At 75.5% G+C, this 1394-nt stretch carries 2 protein-coding genes; one reads left to right on the top strand and one right to left on the bottom strand.

Features of this window, described 5'->3' with window-relative positions; translation table 11 throughout:
* Positions 1–1042: beta-ketoacyl reductase (locus ACWJ6R_RS36350; protein ID WP_449066549.1), on the top strand; the 1042-nt coding region annotated here is incomplete at its 5' end.
* A gap of 171 nt (positions 1043–1213) precedes the next feature.
* Here the strand turns inward: ACWJ6R_RS36350 and ACWJ6R_RS36345 are convergent.
* On the bottom strand, positions 1214–1394 hold a 181-nt coding region (locus ACWJ6R_RS36345; protein ID WP_449066548.1), incomplete at its 5' end, for a CHAP domain-containing protein.

The following is a 1394-nucleotide window of genomic DNA, read 5'->3' as shown; positions in this document are numbered from 1 at the left end:
CTGCTCACCGCCGAGTGGCTCGCCGTGCACGCGCCCGCCACCTCGTCCTGGTGGGCCGGAACGGCGCCCCGCCGAGGCGCGCGACCGGATCGCCGCACTGACCGGCGCCGGGGTGGAGGTGTTCGAGGCCGCGGCCGACATCACCCGCCGCGAGGACCTGGCCGGGCTGCTGGACGAGGCGGCCCGGCGGATGCCGCCGCTGCGCGGGGTGGTCAACTCCGCGGTCGTCCTCGACGACGGGACGCTGGCCCAGCTCGACCGGGCCAGGTTCTTCACGCCGATGCCGCCGAAGGTCGCCGGCTCACGGCACCTGCACGAGCTCACCCGCGACCTGCCGCTGGACTTCTTCCTGCTCTACTCCTCGGCGGCCTCGCTGATCGGCTCGCCGGGCCAGGGCAACTACTCCACGGCCAACGCCTACCTCGACGGCCTCGCGCAGCACCGGCGGGCGCAGGGGCTGCCGGCCCTCAGCGTCAACTGGGGCCAGTGGGCCGCCACCGGGCAGGTCGCCAAGGCGGACAAGGACCTGCGCCTGGCCGAGCGCGGCTTCGACGGGTTCGCCCCCGAGGACGCGCTGGCGATCCTCGGACGGCTGCTCGCCGATCCGCCGGTCCAGGCGGGGGTCATGTCCTTCGACCCCGCCAGGTGGACGCACTACTTCCCCGCCCTGCGCTCGGCCTCCCTCCTGCGGGAGCTCTCGCAGGAGGGCGCGGCGGACGCGGCCACCGAACCCGCCCTCACCCGGGAGGCTCTCGCCGGGGCCGCCCCGCAGGAGGCCGGCCGGCTCGTCGTCGATTACCTGTGCGGGCAGGTCGCCGCGGTCGTCCAGCTCCCCAGGGAGAAGGTCGACGGGGCCCAGCGCCTGCACCGGCTGGGCTTCGACTCCCTGATGGCGGTCCAGCTGCGCAACCGGGTCGCCCTCGACCTGGAGGTGAGCCTGCCGGTCGCGGTCCTGCTGCAGCGCCGGTCGATCGCCGACCTCGGAACCCTGCTCCTCGCCCGCATCGAGGACCCGGACGCCTCCGGCGACGGCCGGGGCTGAGCATCCCCGCGTCCCCGCCCCCCGGACGGCCGCCTTCGGGCGCCGCCCGGGGGGGACGAGGACACCGGCCGGGCGGCGGTGTGCGGGCTCAGCCCGGCGGGGGCGGCGAGCAGGACCGGTCAGCCAGACCGGTCAACCAGGCCGGTCAGCGGGACCGGCCGGCCGGGCCGGTCAGACGGCGTACTGCGGGTAGCCGTAGCCGACGACCTCGGCCTTGGGGCGGACGCGCCGCTCGACCTTGCCGTTGCCGGTGTTGCCCTCGATGGTGGTGACGGTGCCGTCGCCGTTGTCCTTCTCGACCAGGCCGACGTGGTCGATGCCGTACAGGCTGTCGCCCCTCTTCCAGTCGAAG

The organism is Planomonospora algeriensis, from assembly GCF_977012225.1.
Note: the sequence above shows the minus strand (reverse complement) of the source record. Positions and strands in the feature narration are given on the sequence as shown.